This is a genomic window from Comamonas antarctica (genome assembly GCF_013363755.1).
Lineage (GTDB): Bacteria > Pseudomonadota > Gammaproteobacteria > Burkholderiales > Burkholderiaceae_C > Comamonas > Comamonas antarctica.
The window spans coordinates 3,506,238-3,524,860 of record NZ_CP054840.1 but is presented as its reverse complement, the minus strand read 5'-3'; the positions used below and the strand labels follow the sequence as shown (position 1 = coordinate 3,524,860).

Here is an 18,623-nt window from a genome sequence, read left to right as displayed (position 1 = left end):
CCCATCCTGTCCGGGAATGAGAGGCATTGTGCCGCGTGTCAGCCTGGATTCAGGCTCGCGCGTTGAGCAATGGGTAACAAGCGTGCGGCGCTGCCCGGTTTACCATGCGGCTGCGGTGGCCCGTACGACTCTTGGCGCCGCCAGCGGCGGAGGAAAATAATTCAACATGCAACATCACCATACTGTGGACGCTTCGGCAGTCTTTGCCGGCCCTCTGGGGGACGAATTGCGAGCCAGGCTCGCTTCTGATGAGAACGTCCTCGCCATCGTCCCGGTTGACCTGAGTGCTGATTTGCAGTTTGGCAATGGTCTATTGGCCCTGACGCAAGAAAGGTTGCTGGCCTGCGATCCGCAGACCCGGGAGTGGCGCGAGTGGCCGCTGGCGGTGGACCAGAGCCTGCGCCTGCAGGACCACGGCGGGGTCGGCAACCTGGCGCTGCACAACCACGACGCACGCCTTGCGCACTGGTACATCACGCTGAGCCACCAGGCGGCCATGGTGCTGCTGCAGCAGCAGTTCGACCGCCAGCGCGAGCGCATCGCGCGCCAGCTGGCCTACAGCGCCGTCGTCGACGAGGAAGCCGCGCATTGCCCGGCCTGCAATGCACCGCTGCCGCCCGACACCGAAGAATGCCCGGCCTGCGCGCGCCAGCAGGCGCCGCAGACCTCGACCTGGGTGCTGCTGCGCCTGTGGCGCTTTGCCAAGCCCTACCAGGGCCAGCTGCTGCTGGGCTTCCTGCTGACGCTGGCCACCACCGGGGCGCAGCTGGTCGCGCCCTACCTGGCCATTCCGCTCATGGACAAGATCCTGATCCCGTTCCAGAACGGCGAGCAGATCGATCCGGCGCTGGTGCGCTTCTATCTGGGCGCGCTGCTGCTGTCGGCCCTGCTGGCCTGGGCGCTGGGCTGGGCGCGCACCTTCGTGCTGGCCAAGGTCTCCGAGCGCATTGGCGCCAACCTGCGCACCACGACCTACAACCACCTGCTGACCCTGTCGCTCGACTACTACGGCAGCAAGCGCACCGGCGATCTGATGGCGCGCATCGGTGCCGAAACCGACCGCATCAACCTGTTTCTGTCACTCAACGCGCTGGATTTCGTCACCGATGTGCTGATGATCGTGATGACCTCGGTGATCCTGTTCTCGATCAATCCCTGGCTGGCGCTGGTCACGCTGGTGCCGCTGCCGTTCATCGGATGGATGATCCACACCGTGCGCGACCGCCTGCGCACCGGCTTCGAGAAGATCGACCGCGTCTGGTCCGAAGTCACCAACGTGCTGGCCGACACCATTCCCGGCATCCGCGTCGTGAAGGCGTTCGCGCAGGAACGCCGCGAAGCCGCGCGCTTCGAGGAGGCCAATCAGGTCAACCTCGAAGCCAACGACAAGGTCAACAAGACCTGGTCGCTGTTCACGCCCACGGTGACGCTGCTGACCGAAATCGGCCTGTTGATCGTCTGGGCCTTCGGCATCTACCTGGTCGCGGGCGGCTCGATCACCGTCGGCGTGCTGACCGCATTCATCGCCTACATCGGCCGCTTCTACACGCGCCTTGATTCCATGAGCCGCATCGTTTCGGTCACGCAGAAGGCCGCGGCCGGCGCCAAGCGCATCTTCGACATCCTGGACCATGTGAGCAATGTGCCCCAGCCGGCCAACCCGGTGAAGATGAACCAGGTGCAGGGCGCGATCACCATGAAGGACGTGGGCTTTCGCTACGGCAGCCGCAGCGTCATCAAGCACCTGGACCTGCACATCCAGCCCGGCGAGATGATCGGCCTGGTCGGCCACAGCGGCTCGGGCAAGAGCACGCTGGTCAACCTGATCTGCCGTTTCTTCGATGTCTCGAGCGGCTCGATCCAGCTCGACGGCGTTGACGTGCGCCGCATCGCGGTGTCCGATTACCGGCGCAATATCGGCCTGGTGCTGCAGGAGCCGTTCCTGTTCTTCGGCACGATTGCCGAGAACATCGCCTATGGCAAGCCCGAGGCCACGCGCGCCGAGATCGTCGCCGCGGCGCGCGCCGCGCATGCGCACGAGTTCATCCTGCGCCTGCCGCAAGGCTACGACTCGCTGGTCGGCGAGCGCGGCCAGAGCCTTTCGGGCGGCGAGCGCCAGCGCATCAGCATTGCGCGCGCGCTGCTGATCGACCCGCGCATCCTGATCCTCGACGAAGCCACCTCGGCCGTCGATACCGAGACCGAAAAGGAAATCCAGAAGGCACTCGACAACCTGGTGCAGGGCCGGACCACGATTGCCATTGCCCACCGCCTCTCGACGCTGCGCAAGGCCGACCGCCTGGTGGTCATGGACCGCGGCGAGATCGTCGAGGTCGGTCCGCACGACGAACTGATCGCGCTGCGCGGCGCCTACTGGCGGCTCTACGAAGCCCAGGCCCGGCGCGCCGAAGAAGACGCGCAGGCCGCGGGCCTGGTGCTGCAAACCCCGCTGATCAAGGACTGAAACCATGGCCGACACACTGCAAACGACCCTGCTGGAGCTGAACCTGCAGCGCGACGCCCATGGCTGCCTGGTGCTGACCTTGCCTGACGGCACGCGCCATGCCGGCGTGGTGCCGGTGCGCGCATTTCCCATTGCCGCTCCCGACGAAGGCCTGTCGCTGATGGGAGGCGACGGCAAGGAAGCGCTGTGGATTGACCGCCTGGACCAGCTGGCACCCGCCGCGCGCGCGCTCGTCGAGCAGGAGCTGGCGGCGCGCGAGTTCGTGCCGACGATCGTGAAGATCCGCAGCGTCTCGAGCTACTCCACGCCCAGCACCTGGCAGGTCGACACCGACCGCGGCCCGACGCAGCTGGTGCTCAAGGGCGAGGAGGACATCCGCAAGCTCCAGGGCCGCACGCGGCTGCGCATCACGGGCAGCGACGCGCTGCAGTTCTCGATTCCCGACACCGGCGCGCTCGACCGCGCCTCGCAGCGCCTGCTGGAGCGATTTCTATAGCAGCCGGGCCCCTTGCGGCTTGGCTTTGCACGGGCGTGGTGAAAATTTCCGCGAAAAATCCGGTTTTTTTGCAGAAATTCCTTTATTTTTCGCGAACGCTGCCGATGACGGTACGAAGGCGGGAAATTTCCGCCCTCTGCCCCATTTTTTGAGCCACCCGAGGATGCACCATGCCAATCACACCCATCGAACGCTCGTCCGCCTGGCGACCTCAGGGCGCTGATTTGTATTCCACCGGCGCTTCCGGCGCCGTGCCGGTACGCCCGATCAACCCGGTCAACCCGGTCGAGTCCACCGACAAGATCGGCGAAGGCGCGATCGTGCGCGAGCCGAACGAACCTTCCGCACCGGACAAGTCCAACCGCGACTGGACCATGGTCGAGGAGAAGAAGCAGCTCGAGGAAGTCGAGGAGCCGCCCAAGGAGCCGATCCACAAGCAGCTGATCGAACACTTCCAGTCGCTGTGGCTGGCCAGCAGGCACGTGGTCGAACACGCCGAGCAGGTCAACAAGAGCGACGAGATCGAGCGCAACAAGCTGCTGGTCAAAGAAGAGCCGCTGACCTATTCCGAGCCCAAGATCAAGCGCACGCAAGGTCTCTGACGCTTCGGCCCATTCGGCTTGAGCGGCCCCCTTCAAGCCCTGGTCACTTCAGGAAACTGTTCGTCCTGAGCTGCCTGACCGGCCGCGTCGAAGGAGGAACGGCCCGCCCTCAAACCCGCATCACTTTTTCCCGGCTTCCTGCTCCGCCGCCTTGGCCGCGGCGCGCTCGGCCCGGTACTGCACCGCGAACACCTCGACCTCCTCGAACGACACGAAGCCGTCCTTGTCGGTATCGGCGGTGTCGAACGCCGCGGCCAGGCGCGGGAACAGCGCCACCTCGGCGCGGCTCAGCTTGCCGTCCTTGTTGAAATCCAGCATCTGGAAATCGCGCCGCGCCTTGATCTCGCCTTTGGTCAGCGGTGCGGCAGCGCCGTTGGGCGCGGCGGCATCGGCGGCCGCACCCGCAGCGGCGGCATCGGCTGGCGTCTGCGCCAGACCCAGCCCGCAGGCGGTCAACAGCACCAGCCCGCAAAGCAGCCCCGCCGCGCGTTGAGACAGCGAAAGAGGGAAATTGGTATCAGCCATACGGACCATGGTGCCACGACGGGAAGGGCCGTGGCAGGGGCCGCGCCAATTACCCTTGGTCCTGATGCTTGCGGATGGTTGCAGTTGTTTCCACCATGGCCGAAGCGAACCCGCTGCGCACATGGCCGGCGGGCACATGCTGCGCGGCGTTGTGCACATGGCCGGTCTGGTCGTCGAAGAAGAAGTCCGGCTCGAACTCCTTCAGGAACGGCCCCTTGCTGAGGCCGCCGAGAAACATCGCCTCATCCACCGCGATGTCCCAGCTCATCAGCGTCTGGATCGCGCGCTTGTGCGCGGGCGCGCTGCGCGCCGTGACCAGCGCGGTGCGGATGCGCATGCCCGGCACGGCGTCGGCGATCTGCTGCAGCCGGTGCAGCGCGGCCAGCAACGGTTTGAACGGGCCGTCGGGCAGCGGCTGGCCATGGCGGTCGGTTTCATGGCGCTGGAAGGCTTCGAGGCCCTCGGCCTGGTAGATGCGTTCGGCCTCGTCGGAAAACAGCACGGCGTCGCCGTCGAAGGCAATGCGCAGCTCGTTGGGATGCGCCAGGCTGGCCTGCACCGAATCGGTATAGACATGGGCCGCGGGATAGCCCAGGCCCAGCGCCTCGGTCACATCGTCGGCATTGGCCGAGAGAAACAGGTGCGCGCCCAGCGGCCGCAGATAGCCAAAGGGCGGACGGCCCTGCGTGAACACGCCGCGCTGCAGCGCAATGCCCGCTGCCTCGGCCGAATGGAACACGCGCAGGCCGCTGACCGGGTCGTTGCGCGACAGGATGACCACTTCGACGCGCTGCATCTGCGGCGTGTTGAAGGCCAGCAGCTTTTGCACCAGCGAGAACGCAATGCCGCGCTGCGCCGGCACTTCCAGCCGCTCGCGCTGCAACTGCAGGTAGGTGGCCGCATCGCTGCGCTCGAACAGCCGGTTTTCTTCCTCGAAATCAAACAGTGCGCGCGAGGAGATCGCGACGACCAGCTTGTCGGCCAGGGTGATGGGCATGTCGAAAGCCGCCGGCCGCTATTTGACGAACTGGTTGAGCTCGATGATGGGCATGAGCACCGCCAGCACGATCAGCATCACCACCAGGCCCATCACGACGATCAGCAGCGGCTCGAGAATCGTCGCCAGGTGCATCGCGCGGCGCTGGACTTCGGTCGACAGCTGGATGGCCGCGCGCTGCAGCATGACCGGCAGCTGGCCGGTCTGCTCACCCAGGCGCGCGAACATCGCCAGCAGGCCTGGAAAGCGCTTCTTCGCCAACGCCGAGGCCAGCGGCGCGCCTTCGCGCACCAGCACCAGCGCGTCGAGCGCGTCGGCGCGCAGCGCGCGGTTGCCCAGCGTCTCGGCCGCGGCCTGCAGCGCGCGCAGAATGGGAACGCCCGCGCCGGCCAGCATGGCCAGCGTGCTGGCAAAGCGCGCCGCGTTGTAGCTGCGCGCGAGCCGGCCGATCAGCGGCAGCCGCAGCCAGGCCGCGTCGAAGCGCTCGCGCGTGGCCGGAATGCGCAGCAGGTGGCGGCCGATCAATGCGCCGGCCACCAGCATGCCCAGCATCAGCCAGCCGTAGGCGCGCACGAAATCGCTGATCGCCAGCAGCGCCACCGTGAGCACGGGCAGCGCGCGCTTGGTGCCAACGAACACGCCGGCCACCTGCGGCACGACGTAGCTGACGAGAAACAGCACGATCACCACCGCCACCAGCGAGACGATGGCCGGGTACAGCGCGGCGCCGATCAGCTTGGATTGCAGCGCCTGGCGCGCCTCGAGGTCGTCGGCCAGGCTCGAAAGCACCAGTCCCAGGCTGCCGCTCGATTCGCCCGCGCCGATCACCGCGCAGTAGATCTCGGAGAACTCGCGCGGGTGCTGCTGCAGCGCGCGCGCAAAGGTCGAGCCGGCGTTGACTTCGGCGCGCAGCGTGGCCAGCAGATGGTGCTGGCGCGGCTCCTCGGCCTCGTCGGCGAGCGCGCTCAGGGCGCGTTCCAGCGGCAGCCCCGAGGTCACCAGCCCGGACAGCTGGCGCGTCCAGACCGCGAGCGCGCCGGCATTGAACACCGGCCGCGTGAACCAGCGCTCCTGCCAGCTCAGCTCGGCACCGGGCGCGCTGCCCGAGCCCAGCGGGGCCACCGACAGCGGCACCAGCGCCTGGGCGCGCAGCAGGTTGCGCGCGGATTTGGCGGTATCGGCCTCGAGCGTTCCCTTGCGGGAGGCGCCCTGGGCGTCGATGGCTTCATAGGAAAAAGCAGGCATGGAAAAGAGGCGCGAAGGAATTCAGCACATGTTAGCCGCTGGTGGTGACATTCCGGATACGCCGTGATCCGCTCTTTCAGCCGGCCATGGCCGCGGCGGCGATCTCCAGCGAGCGCAGGCGCAGCGCCGGATCGTAGACATCGCTGACCAGCATGAACTCATCGGCCTGCGTGGATTCGGCCACGGACTGGAAGTGCCGGCGCACGGTGTCGCGGCTGCCGACCACGCCCAGGCGCAGGAAGTCATGGATCGCGGCGCTCTCGGAAGGCGACAGCTGGGCCGCATAGTCGGCCACCGGCGGCTGCAGCCGCGTGCGGTTGCCGGTGAGGATGCCCAGGATGCGCTGGTACGTACTGCTGGCCAGGAACTCGGCTTCCTCGTCGGTCGGCGCGGCCACCACCGGCACGCCGACGATCACGTACGGCTTGTCGAGCGTCGCCGAGGGCCGGAACAGGTCGCGGTACAACTCCAGTGCCTGGTACAGCATGCGCGGCGCGAAGTGCGACGCAAACGCATAGGGCAGGCCCATGTGCGCGGCCAGCTGCGCCGAGAACAGGCTCGAGCCCAGCAGCCAGATCGGCACATTGGTGCCGGCGCCCGGCATGGCAATGATGCGCTGGCCGGGCGTGGCCGGGCCCAGCAGTTGCTGGAGCTCGGCGACGTCGCGCGGGAAGTCCTGTTCGGTTTCCACGCGGTCGCGGCGCAGCGCGCGCATGGTCGGGCCGTCGGTGCCGGGCGCGCGGCCCAGGCCCAGGTCGATGCGGCCTGGGTACAGCTCGGCCAGCGTGCCGAAAGCCTCGGCCACGACCAGCGGCGCATGGTTGGGCAGCATCACGCCGCCCGAACCCACGCGGATGCTTTTGGTGCCGCCGGCAATATGGCCGATCAGCACCGCGGTGGCCGAGCTGGCGATGCCCGGCATGTTGTGGTGCTCGGCCAGCCAGTAGCGCGCAAAGCCCAGTTCCTCGGCTTTTTGCGCGGTGCGCAGCGCGATCTCGAGGGACTCGCCCACGCCCATGCCTTCACGCACGGCGACCAGGTCAAGAAGGGAAAGGCGGATGTCTTGGAGATTCTTCAGCATGTGCAGGTCCTTCAGCGCAAGCGGCGGGTCATTTCGTTCTTGCACGTTATACCGACCACGATGCACCAGACGAAGGACAGCACGGCAATCCCCCAATTGTTGGCGCCCATTTCCATGGCGATGAAGGACAGCGGCAGCGCGATCAGCGCGGCCAGCCGGATGCAGCGGCGCAGCTGGCTTTCCGACAGTCGGGCCTTGTAGAAGATAAGCAGCCCGTAGCTGGCGATTGCCAGCAGGGTCAACAGCAAAAAGGTCTCGCCGCCGTAGGGCGCGCTCCAGGTGCGAAGGTTTTCGATCATCCGGCCATTGTCACCGCTCGGGCACCGCGCGCAAGGGCGGCCCCCGCGGCTTCAGGGGATGTTGAGCGCACTCTTCATCGCGTTCCAGGCCGTGGCATTGATCGAATGCCGCACGCGCACCGGCTGCATGAAGGCGCCGAGCGTGTCGCGCGGCTTGTCCAGGTCGTTCTCGCTCTTGCAGTCGAACGTCCCTTGGAATCCGGCCATGGTTTGCGCGCCACCCGCCTTGGCGAAATGCGTCTGCCAGTGAACGTAGAAGCGCGAGCCGGGGGGGAAGGTGGACGCGCCCAGCGCCTTGGGATTGAGCGTGAACAGGCTGTGCACCACGCTGCCGAATTCGTGCTCGTTGGCCTGCAGTTCCCTGACGAAATCCGCCATCGACCGGTTGGAAATATCCTGCTCCTTGAACGTGAATTCAAACAGCGCCACCTTGGGTGTGGGCTCCACCGCCACGCCGCGCCCCTGCAGCAAGGAGGACAGCTTGTTGCTGCCGGAGATCTCGATCCTTGCCGGGTTGCCGCGGGTGCGCAGATAGTCCTCGCGCCCGGTGTAGTTGAAGCCGTTGACGCTTTCATGGCAGATCCGCGCATTGTCGAGCGTCCGGGGATTGCCCTTGATCAGGCCGCCATAGACCGGGTCCCAGCGCAGCTGTCCGGCCGCGTTGACCGTGCCGTCGGTGCTGTCCAGATAGAACTCGTAATTGGTGGCATTCTTGAAGTTCAGCGACACCAGCCGCGGCGATTCGTCCGCCACATCGCTGCCCACGCGCAGCAGCGACTGCCCGCTCTGCACCAGGCCCTTGTCCAGCAGCGCCGCCGCGGTGCGCGCATTGTCGCCAATGCCCTGGGTGCCCACCAGCGTGACTTCGGGTTGATTCTGGTAGTTGCGCAGGTCGGCCACCGGGATACCCAGCTGCCTTGCCGCCGCCTGGCGGGCCTCGCCCACCGATATGCCCGCGCGCTTGGCGTGGCTTTGGGCCAGGGTTTCCAGCGGGTTGCCGGACGTGGCGGCGCCATCGGGCGCCGCGCCCGCGCCGCGGTCCCTTGCAGTGTCCTCGCCCACGCTGCAAGCCGCCAGCAGCAGCGGCAGCAGCAGGGTCCCCGTGAGGCGGCTGGGCCATGCGATGAAGTTATTGATCATGGCTGCCATTCTCGCAATTAATAGCATTTATTTATAAAAAATGTTTTATTGATAGTTAAAAACAACGGTTGCCTGTCAATTGACGTGGCTTTCCTCGGTCGGCTTTTCCGCCAGCTTCAGCTGCGCACGCAGGCCTTCCCAGGCGGGACCGTTGATGGACTGCTGCAGGCGCACCGGCTGCTCGAAGCCGCCCAGTACCGCCGCGGGGTCGGGCAAGTCATTGGGGTACCTGGCATAGCTTGTGGACTCGATGCTGCTGCCCGGCGTGGCAGCCGGCGCCGGGGTCGGGGCGAAACGGGTGCGCAGTGTCCGGTAGAGACGCGATCCCGCCGGGAATGCGCCCTGGTCCAATGCCGTTGCATCCAGCGTGAACAGGCTGTACTGGATGGGAAGCGGCGAGGCCTTTTCATAATCCTGCATCTCGCGCACGACCTCGCCCATGGGCCGGTTGGAAATGTCGATCTCCTCGATCACCATTTCAAACAGCGCTGCGTCACTCTTGAGGCCTGCCGCCAGTGCAGCCCATTTTCCTTGGGTGAACTGGTTGTGCAGCGGAATCTGAACCCGGGCCGGGTTGCCGCGGCTGCGCAGGTATTCGGCGCGGCCGCTATATCCGGCCGTGCTGCGGATTTCATAGGCCAGACCGGCATTGTCGACGCTGCGGTCAACGCCCGAGATCCTTCCACCGTAGGTGGCATTCCATTTCCACTAGCTCGCGCTGTCGGCCGCGCCATCGGTGCCATACAGGTAGAAGTCGAAGTTGCCTTCGTCCAGGAAATTGAGCGATGTCAGCCGCGCGCCGCTGTCTTCCACGTCGCCCGGGGCGTGGGTGCGCAGGGGGGCGCCAAGATGCAGCCCCAACCGCGTCAAGTTCGCTGCGGTACGCGCGTTGTCGGAGGGCGCGGAGGCCTGTTGCTGGTATTGGTAGATCTGGCCGCGTTCGATGCCCAGCTGCTGCGCGACGGCCTGCTCGGCATCCGCCAGTTCGGCCCCGGTGCGCTGCATATGGCGTTGCACCAAGGTGGTCAATGGATTGATCTGTGGCGCCACGCCAGGCGCGGTCAGCGTCAACCTGCCATAGCCATCGTCGACTTCGGCGACCAGCGGTGCCGCGAGAAACTGTTGGGCCGCGGCCTCGTCGGCTGCCTGGACACTGATCTGGAAGCTGCCGTCGGCGCCGGTGCGGATGGCGGTGGCGGCATTGGCGGAACAGGCGCCGGCGCCCTGCACGTCCACGCAAACCAGCGCATGGCTCTCCAGCTGGTGGGTATAGACCTGGCCGGAGCGCGCGACCGACCGGGTGACGCCCCCGCCTGCATCGCCGCCACCGCCGTTGTCACTGCTGGCACTGCTGCCGACGTTGCCGCTGCCGCAGGCGGTCAGGGTCAATGCCAGCACGGTGGCGAGGGCGATCGGCTGAAAGTCGCAGAGGGAGGCGTGTTTCATTGCGGATGGGTCCAGTGGCGAGCGGTTGATCCATTGCCGGACATGCTTGCCCGCAGGAAGCATGACCCAGCCCGTGCGTGATGGGTAACCGCGAACCGCGCCACGGTTCCTTGTGCGACCGCCGTCGCCTGCTTCAGGCCGGCGCGGCAAAAAAAAGGCACGCCCAGGGCGTGCCGTCCGGCGGGCAACGGACCGGAATCAGTCGCGCGTGACGCGCAGCACTTCTTCCGGCGTGGTGATGCCCGAGCGCACCAGGCGTTCGCCGTCGTCGCGCATCAGCGTCATGCCGCTGGCCAGCGCCGCGGCGCGGATGTCGGCCTCGCTGGCCTGGGCATGGATCTGGCTGCGGATCGCGTCGTCAACCACCAGCAGCTCGAACACGCCGGTGCGGCCCTTGTAGCCGCTGGGTTCGGACGCGTCCAGCTTGCGCACCAGCCGCTGCGCCAGCACGCCCAGCAGCGAGCTGCTCAGCAGGAAGGGCTCGACACCCATGTCGATCAGCCGCGTGACGGCGCTGGGCGCGTCGTTGGTGTGCAGCGTGGCCAGCACCAGGTGGCCCGTCAGCGAGGCCTGGATGGCGATCTGCGCGGTCTCGAAGTCGCGGATTTCGCCGATCATGATCACGTCTGGATCCTGGCGCAGGATGGCGCGCAGCGCCTTGGCGAACGTCAGGTCGATCTTGGAATTGACCTGCGTCTGGCCGATGCCGGGCAGCTCGTACTCGATCGGGTCCTCGACGGTCATGATGTTGCCGCTGGTCGCATCGAGCCGCTGCAGCGCCGCGTAGAGCGTCGTGGTCTTGCCCGAACCAGTCGGCCCGGTGACCAGGATGATGCCGTGCGGCTGGCGGATCAGCGATTCGATGCGCTCCAGCGTCTCGCCCTGCATGCCCACGGCTTCAAGCGTGAGCTTGGAGCCGCTCTTGTCGAGCAGACGCAGCACGGCGCGCTCGCCATGGGCGCTGGGCAGCGTCGAGACGCGCACGTCGATGGCGCGCGTGCCCAGGCGCAGGCTGATGCGCCCGTCCTGCGGCAGGCGCTTTTCCGAGATGTCGAGATCGGCCATGATCTTCAGCCGCGAGATCAGCGCCGCGTGCAGCGCACGGTTCGGCTGCACCACTTCGCGCAGGTCGCCGTCGACGCGAAAGCGCACGCTCGAGTGGCGCTCGTAGGGCTCGATGTGGATGTCGCTGGCGCCGTCGCGCGCGGCCTGGGTCAGCAGCGCGTTGAGCATGCGGATGATGGGCGCGTCGTCGGCGGTCTCCAGCAGATCCTCGACCGCGGGCAGGTCCTGCATCATGCGCGACAGGTCGGCATCGGACTCGACCTCGCTCACGATGCGCGCCGCGTTCGATTCGCCCTGGGCATAGGCGGCGCTGATGCGCTGCGCCAGCAGCGTCGCATCGGTGGACTGCCACTGCTGCACGGCGAACTTGCGCTGCACTTCGGACAGGGCCTGGAAGTCGGGCGCGGGCCCGTGCCACAGCACGGGCTGGTGGCCGTCGTCTTCGATCAGCAGCTGCGCGCTGCGGGCATAGGCATAGGGCAGGGGATAGCGCATGGCGGGAACTCAGGGCGCGCTGTAGGCGCTGTCGGTCGCGGAGATCGGCTGGATGCGCGGGCGCGGCGCCACCTCGGGTGCGAACGGCACGGTGGCCAGCGGCTGGGCCGGGCCGCCGGGCTGCAGGGTGGGCAGCACCGGCGCGCCGGTGACGCTGTCGAGCACCACGCTGGGGCGCGGCTGCAGGCCCTGCTGCGCCGCGCGGATGACCTCGTAGCGGTCGGCCATCAGCGCATCGGCCGCGGCCGCATCGCGCACCACCACCGGGCGCAGGAACACCATCAGATTGGTCTTGCGGCGCGAGCGGTTCTCGCTGCGAAACAGGTTGCCCACGCCGGGGATGTCGCCCAGAAAGGGCACCTTGTCCTCGGCCTGCGAGTAATCGTCTTGCAGCAGGCCGCCGAGCACGATGATGCTGCCGTCCTCGACCAGCACGTTCGATTCGATGGAGCGCTTGCTGGTGGTCGGGCCGTTGGTGTCCTTGAGCGTCGAGGCGTCGATCTTCGAGACTTCCTGGTAGACCGACATCTTCACGGTGCCGTTCTCGTTGATCTGCGGGCGCACGCGCAGCATCAGGCCCACGTCCTGGCGCTGCACGGTGGTGAACGGGTTCACCGTCGAGGTGCCGGTGGTGCTGGCGTAGGAGCCGGTCACGAAGGGCACGTTGTTGCCGATGATGATCTTCGCTTCCTCGTTGTCGAGCGTCATCAGGTTGGGAGTGGACAGCACGTTGGCATCGCCGCTGTTTTCCAGGAAGTTCGCGAGCGCGCCCAGGTAGTAGCGGCCGTTGATGCGCGGCGCGATGCCGACGTTCAGGCCCGCGCCCAGGTTGCCCAGCGCCGCCGCCGCCGCGGTCGTGCCGCTGGCAAGCCCTGCGGCCACGCCTAGGATGTTGGCGCCGCTGGTGCCGGAGTTGGTGCCGATCACGCCCATGGTGCCGCCGGTGTTGCCGACCAGCGATTGCCATTGGATGCCGAACTGCGCCAGCTTGTTGGCCGTGACCTCGACGATCAGGCTCTCGACCAGAACCTGCGCGCGGCGGCCGTCGAGCTGGTCGATGACCGCGCGCAGCTGGCGGTAGACCGGCGGCGAGGCGCTGATGATCAGCGAGTTGGTCGACGGGTCGGCCTGGATCTGGCCGCCGGTCGAGGGCTGGTTGCTGCTGCCCAGGCTGCCGCTGTCGCTGCTGCTGCCCAGCCCGCCGCTGCTGCCCAGGCCGGTGCTGCTGCCCGACAGGCCGCTGCTGCTGTTTTGCGTGCTGTTGCTGGTGCTGCTGGTGGTGCGCATGCCGCCCGTGGCCGTGCTGCCCGTGGCGGCGTTGCCGCCGACGCCGCCGTCGCTGGCCAGCGCGGCGCGCAGCGTGGTGGCCAGCGTCACCGCATCGGCATTCTTCAGGTAGACCACATGGATGTTGCCGGTGGCCGCATCGGAAGTCGCATAGGCCGGTTGGTCGAGGCGCGCGATCAGCGAGCGCACCTGGGCCAGCCGCGACGGGTTGGCGGCGCGCACCACCAGCGCGTTGCTGCGCGGCTCGGCCATCAGCGTGGTCTTGTAGGCGGTGTCGGTCTGGCCCTGGGCCACGGTGCCGGGCGCCGCGCCCGCGCTGCCGCCTTCGATCAGCCGGCCGATCAGCACCGCCATCTCGGAAGCCACGGCATGCTGCAGCGGAATCACTTCGACGTCGGTGGCGTTCGACACGTCCATCGCGGCAATGATGCGCGACAGGCGCTGCACGTTGTCGGCGTAGTCGGTGATGACCAGCGAGTTGTTGCCCGGGTTCACGTTGATGGTGTTGTTCGGGCTGATCAGCGGCCGCAGCACCGGCACCAGGTTGGCCGCGCTCTCGAAATTCATCTTGAAGATCTGCGTCACGATCTGGCCGCCGCCCGGCGCGCCGCCGCGCCCGCCCTGGGACACGGCGACGCTGCCGGTCTGCAGCTTGGCATCGGCTTCGGGAATCACCTTGTACAGGCCCGCGGCCTCGACCACGGTGAAACCCTGCAGGCGCAGCGCGGCCAGGAATTGCTGGAAGGCCTGGGCCGGGGCCAGCGGCTTCTCGCTGATCAGCGTCATGGTGCCCTTGACGCGCGGGTCGACCACGACGTTGCGGCCGGTGATGGTGGCCATGGAACGCGCCACGGCCTCGATCTCGGCCGCCGAGAAGTTCAGCGTCACCGGTTCATTGCTGCGCGGCGCGGTCTGGGCATGGGCGCCGGCACAGGCCAGCAAGGCGGCAGCGGCAACGGAGTGGAGGGCGACGCGCAGGCCGCGTGCAGTGAGGAAGGTCATGGAATTCAGCCCAGGGAAATGATAGAGCGCGCGCCGCTGCGCCGCCCGATGATGTTGAGGAAGTTGGCCAGCGCCGCCTCGCGCTCGGGCGAGGCGCTGGCCTCGCCGCGAAAGCGCAGGCGCTGGCCGACCCATTGGCCCGACCCGCTCAGCTGCAGGTGGCCTTCGAGGGTGCTCAGCGTGAGTTGCGGCGTATCGCCGCCGGCGAAGACCAGGCGGTAGCTGCCCATGGGGCGCAGCGTCGAAAGCCGCGAGGACACGCCCAGCGCGTCCAGCTGCAGCTGGCCTTCGCTGCGCGCCCGGCCCGCAATCCATTCGAGGCGCAGCCCCTGCGTGCGCAGCAGCAGCTGGCCCTGGATCTGCGCCGTGTTCCAGGGCGTGCCCAGGCCCGTGAGCAGGCCGGCAGGCCATTCGCTCTGCTGGTCCTGGATGCGCGCCTCGACGCCCTGCCAGTGCAGCAGGATGCGCGCCTGCAGCGGCTGCGGCGTGCAGCAGTCGGCGGTCAGCTGCAGCCGCACGCCACGCCAGTCGGGGCGCAACTGCCACTGCACGCGCGAGGGCAGGGCCAGCGGATCGCGGCTGCCCGCGCCGCCGCTGAGCACCAGGCGTGCCGAGCCGGTCCAGACCGTGCCGCGTGCGTCGCGCAGCTGCAGCTGGCCCGCGGTGGCGCGCTCGATGCCCGCGGCCAGCCAGTGCGCGGGCAGCGCCAGCACCAGCGTCAACAGCGCACCTGAAAGCGCACCGGCGAGGGCCCAGGGGCTGGTCGACAGCGAGGAGGCCGCTGCCGCGCGGCCGCGCACGGGACGGCGCAGGCTCCTCATGGCGCGGCTTCCGTGGGCGGCAGGCTCAGCACCAGATTGCCATCCCAGTGCTGATCGCCGGCCGCGGCCGCGGCGGGGGCCGCGCCGGTGGCCGCGGTGAGCTTCATCTCCACCGTGGCGACCTTGAAGTTCTGCCGTGCCTGGCCCAGCCAGGCGGCCAGCGCCGGCGCCGGCACCCGGGTCAGCGTGAGCTGCGCGCGTTCGCCCTGCAGCACCAGCCGCGCCGCCGCGCCCAGCTGGTTGGCCACCGATTCCTGCAGCGCGCGCTGCAGGTCCGGCCGCGCTGCCGGCAGCGCCTCGCCGCCCTCGGCCGCCGGCGGCGGCAGATCGGCCTGCAGGCGCAGGGCTTCGGCTTCGAGACGTTGCATGCGCTGCAGCTGCTGGTCCAGCAGCGCGTGCTGGGCCGGGGCCGCGCGCAGCGTCTGCAGCGCCGGCGCCAGCAGCACCCACCAGACCAGGGCCAGGCCGATGGTGCCGAGTGCCAGGGCCAGTGCCTGGCGTTCGCGCGGCGCGAGGGCGGCCCAGCGCGCGCGCCAGGCCTTGAGCTGCGCCGCGGAGTTATTGCGCGCGGTATTCATGGTTGTTCCTTTGCATGCAGTACCAGGCCCTGAGCGTCGAAGCGCGCGGCATAGCCCAGCGTGCCCAGTTGCGACTGCACCTGCGGCTGCGCCGCGGCGTCGATGCGGACGCCGAGCAGGCGCAGTTCCTGGTTGCCGTATTCGATGCCCTGCGGACGCAGGCCCTTGGGCAATGCCTGGCCTGCGGCCGACAGCATGGGTTCGAGCGCCTGCGCCGACAGGCTGCCGGTGCGCTGGCGCAACTGGGCGACTTCACGCTCCATCTGCACGGGCGCATCGACCACCAGCTGGATGCGCGGAAAGGCTTCAAGCAGGCTGGAGCGGACCGCGGCCTGCTTGGCGGCAAGCGCCTGGCGCTCCTTCCAGGCCCAGGCATTGAGCCCGACCAGCTGCGCCACCGCCAGCACGACGACCGCCCAGCGCGCCGCGCGCCACTGCGGCGCGCGCAGCAGCGACTGGGTGGCGCCGGCCAGGCGCCGCAGCGCATGGCTGCGGCCGCCGACCGCCAGGTCGAACTGCGCCAGGTCCCAGGCGCCGCGGCTGGCCTCCAGCAGGTGCTCGGCCAGGCCCGACAGCCGCACCGGCCGCTGCAGGCGCTGTTCGGCCAGCGCCGACACCGCCGGGGAGGCATCGACGGCAAGCTCGGCGGGCACGCTCAGCAGCGCCAGGCCTTCGCTGTCCAGCGGCGCGCACGCCACGCCCTGGTCGGGATGCACGCCGGTGGCCAGCAGCCAGGGCGATTCGGGCGTGCCCACGGCCCACAGCTGCGCCGCCGCGCCTTCGCCTGCGGGCGCGAACTGCGGCACGATGCGGTCCACGCGCCGTTCGGCGGCCTCGAGCGCCTGCAGGTGCGAGCGCAGCCAGGCCCGGTCGCAGGCCGCAACCCATGCCTGCTGCCCCGCGCGCGCGCCCGGCTGCAACGCGAAGTGCATGGTTTCGGGTTCGTCCAGCAGATGCTCCTCGACCAGGCCCTCGACGACCGAGCGCAGCCGCGTGGTGGCATTGCGGGCGCCCACGGCAATGCCTGCGGGCAGCGTGATGCTGTGCCAGGACAGCGCGTGGTGCGGCACGACGGCCACGACTTCGACCGCGCGCCCGGCGGGCGGCAGTTCGCCGGCCACGGCCGAGGCATGGCGCGCGACGCTCTGCCGGTCGAGGCTCAGCGCATAGGCGTATTGCCCTTCGGGGTCCGCGGACGCCAGCGGCAGTTGGATGATCAAAAGGCTCATAAAGGGTTGTTGCGTGCCGCGGGCCGTTCGGCCAGGGGCAGGTTCGAAGAGGTCCAGTTGCCGCGCTCGCGCCACAGCGTGACGACGTTCATGCCGGTGCGCTGCACCAGCGAGCGCTCGCTGACCAGCGTTTCACCGAGCCGCAGCCGGCCGCGGATCTCGAAGAAGGTCGATGAGATGCCGAGATTGTTCAGCGGCGCGTCGGAGGCGAGCCCGAGGCGGGCGCGGGCTTCGATGGTGTTGCGCAGCGGGCTGGCCTCGCGCGCCTGGATGAACTGGCTGGCCTTGGCCCAGTCGAGGCCCTCGAGGCTGGCCCAGATCACTTCGGCGCTGGCGGTGTTGAGGTTGACGGGCGTGACCACGGGCAGCATCGTCACATGCGGCTCCAGCCGGGCGATGATTTCGCGCGGGATACCCATCCAGCCGAGCTGGGCCAGCGTGCGCGGCATGAGCGGTGCCGTGGTTTCGGGGTTGCTGCCCGCGGCCTGGGCCGTGCGCAGGTTGACCGTGATCTGCTGCAGGTAGCTCGCGGGCACGCCCAGGCGGTCGAACAGCCGCGCGAAGGCCTGGTCGTTGGCCTCGTTGTCCTGCAGCAGGTTGCGCAGGTTCATGCGCGACTGCAGGTCGATGATCTCGCCGGAGAGGAAGGCATTGGTGGTTTCGCTCGAGCCGTCATCGACCTGGCTCACATTGCCTTCGGCGGCCAGGAAGGTCGAGAGCTTGGCTTCCTGCAGCGGCACCGCCCAGGGTTCGGCCAGATGGTCGGGACCGCCCGCGCGCCCGTCTTCGCGCAGCACCACGCGCGACCAGTCGAGCGCGCCCAGCAGGATCCAGCCGGCCTGGCTGCGCGCGCGCTCGGCGGTTTCGATCTCCACCGCGCGCCATTGCTGCCACAGCGCGGTGGCGGCAAACGTCGCCACCAGCGTCACGGTCAGCATGGCCGTGAGCAGCGCGGCACCGCGCGCCGGGCGGCGCGGGATGGGGGTGCGATGGCGCAGGTGAAACAGCTTCATGAGCGCATGTTCTGGCGCAGCGGATTGACCCAGTCGCGGATCAGCCGCCCGGACAGGCCGCTGCCGGGCGCCAGTTCGAGCACGATGCGCACGCCATCGGGGATCGCATTCGCCGCCGTGCCGCTGGCGGCGGTGGTGCCGGCCATGGTGCCGGTGTTGGTGGTCGTGGCGTCGGTCGTGGTGCCGGTGGTCGAGGCGGCGGCGGCCGCCGCCGCAGCCGCTGCCGCACTGGCCGCATCCGAAGCCGCGCTGGTCGAGGCATCGCTGGATTGCGGATTGCTCCAGGCGCCATCGCGGAAGAAGTAGATCGACCAGTTGGCCAGCGGGAACAGCGCGGTTTCGCGGGTGCGCTGCTCCGCGCTGGGATTGCGCGCCCAGAGCCCGGCCTGGTTCCAGGCATCGTTCCACTCGTTGCGGGTGCGCACCGGCGGCGACTGCCAGCGCAGCCATTGGTCGCTGCCCTGGCTGGTGCGCCGCGTCCACGCCACCACCAGGGCCCCGGCTTCGGGCGCCACGGCGTTGCGCCGCGTCATGCGCAGTGCCTGGCCGTCCCAGGCGATGGCCTGGGTGTTGTCCAGCGCCATCAGGCCGTCGAGGTCAGCGCTCCATTGCGCCAGCGCGGTCTGCATCACCGCATGCGCATCGGTATGGGCCTGGGTGTACTGCTGCGAGCGCATCATGCTGTCCAGCCCGCGCCAGCCCATCAATGCCATCAGCGCCATGGCCACCAGGGCGACCAGCAGTTCCACGAGCGTGAAACCGCGGGCATGGGCATGGGGGCGAGGGATGCGGCACCGGTGCTTGGTGCGCTGCGATGCTCCCGTGGTTCCACCGCCTT

At 68.5% G+C, this 18,623-nt stretch carries 18 protein-coding genes; 3 read left to right on the top strand and 15 right to left on the bottom strand.

What is annotated here, in order from left to right; genetic code table 11:
- Positions 1-166: 166 nt before the first annotated feature.
- The 3 genes from HUK68_RS16365 to HUK68_RS16355 all read left to right on the top strand — a co-directional run bounded on the left by HUK68_RS16365 (position 167) and on the right by HUK68_RS16355 (position 3,562).
- Entirely contained in the window at positions 167-2,464 is a 2,298-nt protein-coding gene (locus HUK68_RS16365) for a cyanophycin metabolism-associated ABC transporter (protein ID WP_175505155.1), read from the top strand.
- Positions 2,465-2,468: 4 nt separating this feature from the next.
- Positions 2,469-2,960: a cyanophycin metabolism-associated DUF1854 family protein gene (locus tag HUK68_RS16360; protein ID WP_175505154.1), complete on the top strand. Its 492-nt coding sequence runs from the start codon at positions 2,469-2,471 to the stop codon at positions 2,958-2,960.
- 170 nt (positions 2,961-3,130) lie between these two features.
- Positions 3,131-3,562: a hypothetical protein gene (locus tag HUK68_RS16355; protein WP_175505153.1), complete on the top strand. Its 432-nt coding sequence runs from the start codon at positions 3,131-3,133 to the stop codon at positions 3,560-3,562.
- Between the two features lie 120 nt (positions 3,563-3,682).
- On the opposite strand, the gene HUK68_RS16350 is transcribed toward HUK68_RS16355, so the two are convergent.
- The 15 genes from HUK68_RS16350 to HUK68_RS16280 form a co-directional block, all read right to left on the bottom strand.
- Positions 3,683-4,096: an EF-hand domain-containing protein gene (locus HUK68_RS16350; protein ID WP_390887755.1), complete on the bottom strand. Its 414-nt coding sequence runs from the start codon at positions 4,094-4,096 to the stop codon at positions 3,683-3,685.
- Between the two features lie 40 nt (positions 4,097-4,136).
- Complete coding sequence (locus HUK68_RS16345) at positions 4,137-5,084, bottom strand: 5'-nucleotidase (RefSeq protein WP_175505151.1); 948 nt, start codon at positions 5,082-5,084, stop codon at positions 4,137-4,139.
- An 18-nt stretch (positions 5,085-5,102) separates the two neighbouring features.
- A complete protein-coding gene (gene gspF / locus HUK68_RS16340; RefSeq protein WP_175505150.1) occupies positions 5,103-6,329 on the bottom strand; it encodes a type II secretion system inner membrane protein GspF in 1,227 nt (408 codons plus the stop codon).
- A 76-nt stretch (positions 6,330-6,405) separates the two neighbouring features.
- Positions 6,406-7,410, bottom strand: coding sequence for an LLM class flavin-dependent oxidoreductase (locus HUK68_RS16335; RefSeq protein WP_175505149.1), 1,005 nt, complete (start codon positions 7,408-7,410; stop codon positions 6,406-6,408).
- An 11-nt stretch (positions 7,411-7,421) separates the two neighbouring features.
- On the bottom strand, positions 7,422-7,709 hold the full coding sequence (locus HUK68_RS16330; RefSeq protein WP_175505148.1) for a hypothetical protein: 288 nt from the start codon (positions 7,707-7,709) through the stop codon (positions 7,422-7,424).
- A gap of 51 nt (positions 7,710-7,760) precedes the next feature.
- Entirely contained in the window at positions 7,761-8,849 is a 1,089-nt protein-coding gene (locus HUK68_RS16325; RefSeq protein WP_175505147.1) for a hypothetical protein, read from the bottom strand.
- A gap of 75 nt (positions 8,850-8,924) precedes the next feature.
- Entirely contained in the window at positions 8,925-9,326 is a 402-nt protein-coding gene (locus HUK68_RS16320) for a hypothetical protein (RefSeq protein WP_175505146.1), read from the bottom strand.
- Between the two features lie 231 nt (positions 9,327-9,557).
- Entirely contained in the window at positions 9,558-10,295 is a 738-nt protein-coding gene (locus HUK68_RS16315) for a hypothetical protein (RefSeq protein WP_175505145.1), read from the bottom strand.
- Positions 10,296-10,493: 198 nt separating this feature from the next.
- On the bottom strand, positions 10,494-11,855 hold the full coding sequence (locus HUK68_RS16310) for a GspE/PulE family protein (RefSeq protein ID WP_175505144.1): 1,362 nt from the start codon (positions 11,853-11,855) through the stop codon (positions 10,494-10,496).
- Between the two features lie 9 nt (positions 11,856-11,864).
- Positions 11,865-14,144 carry a type II secretion system secretin GspD gene (gene gspD / locus HUK68_RS16305; protein WP_175505143.1) on the bottom strand — a complete coding sequence of 760 codons (2,280 nt, stop codon included), beginning with the start codon at positions 14,142-14,144 and terminating at the stop codon, positions 11,865-11,867.
- A 5-nt stretch (positions 14,145-14,149) separates the two neighbouring features.
- The gene (gene gspN, locus HUK68_RS16300) at positions 14,150-14,965 is read right to left on the bottom strand and encodes a type II secretion system protein N (RefSeq protein WP_175505142.1); all 816 of its coding nucleotides are present in this window, start codon (positions 14,963-14,965) and stop codon (positions 14,150-14,152) included.
- Positions 14,962-15,543 carry a type II secretion system protein M gene (locus tag HUK68_RS16295; RefSeq protein WP_175505141.1) on the bottom strand — a complete coding sequence of 194 codons (582 nt, stop codon included), beginning with the start codon at positions 15,541-15,543 and terminating at the stop codon, positions 14,962-14,964. The genes gspN and HUK68_RS16295 overlap by 4 nt, the downstream gene beginning before the upstream one ends.
- Entirely contained in the window at positions 15,540-16,772 is a 1,233-nt protein-coding gene (gene gspL, locus HUK68_RS16290) for a type II secretion system protein GspL (RefSeq protein WP_175505140.1), read from the bottom strand. The genes HUK68_RS16295 and gspL overlap by 4 nt, the downstream gene beginning before the upstream one ends.
- Positions 16,769-17,785 (bottom strand): type II secretion system minor pseudopilin GspK, encoded by a 1,017-nt coding sequence (gspK, locus tag HUK68_RS16285; protein WP_175505139.1) that lies wholly within the window; start codon positions 17,783-17,785, stop codon positions 16,769-16,771. The genes gspL and gspK overlap by 4 nt, the downstream gene beginning before the upstream one ends.
- Positions 17,782-18,573 carry a PulJ/GspJ family protein gene (locus HUK68_RS16280; protein ID WP_279614305.1) on the bottom strand — a complete coding sequence of 264 codons (792 nt, stop codon included), beginning with the start codon at positions 18,571-18,573 and terminating at the stop codon, positions 17,782-17,784. The genes gspK and HUK68_RS16280 overlap by 4 nt, the downstream gene beginning before the upstream one ends.
- Between the last annotated feature and the right edge of the window lie 50 nt (positions 18,574-18,623).